This window comes from Streptococcus suis (genome assembly GCF_002960445.1).
Lineage (GTDB): Bacteria > Bacillota > Bacilli > Lactobacillales > Streptococcaceae > Streptococcus > Streptococcus hyiners.
This window is the reverse complement of sequence record NZ_POJD01000062.1, coordinates 1-334: the sequence shown is the minus strand read 5'-3', so window position 1 is coordinate 334 and position 334 is coordinate 1. Positions and strand designations below refer to the sequence as shown.

Here is a 334-nt window from a genome sequence, read left to right as displayed (position 1 = left end):
GGTATCCAAAACAGGCTTACCTGTTGCTCGTTTATAGGCTGTAACTTGGTCGACCAACTCCATTCGTTTTTCAAGTAGTTCAACCAATTGGCTATCAATCGTGTTAATCTGTTCGCGGATGCAATCCAAATTCATCTTATAAACCTCCGTATATTGTTTCAGTTGTTTTTTAGTATAGCAAAAAACAAGGCAGAATACTAGCCTTGTTTGAGGAAGTTACCAACTTGCTTTTTTTACCCCAGGAAGTTGACCAAGATGGGCTAATTCACGGAAGGTAATCCGACTCACACCGAATTTTCGCATATAAGCATGCGGACGGCCATCGGTCTTGTCG

Annotated in this window: 1 protein-coding gene and 1 pseudogene; both read right to left on the bottom strand. The window is 41.6% G+C overall.

What is annotated here, in order from left to right; all coding sequences use genetic code 11:
• Positions 1-135, bottom strand: a 135-nt coding sequence (locus C1G53_RS00325; RefSeq protein WP_192873095.1) for a chorismate mutase, incomplete at its 3' end; no start/stop codon positions are given.
• Positions 136-216: 81 nt separating this feature from the next.
• Positions 217-334, bottom strand: a pseudogene (locus C1G53_RS00320) (30S ribosomal protein S14); the annotation flags it as partial.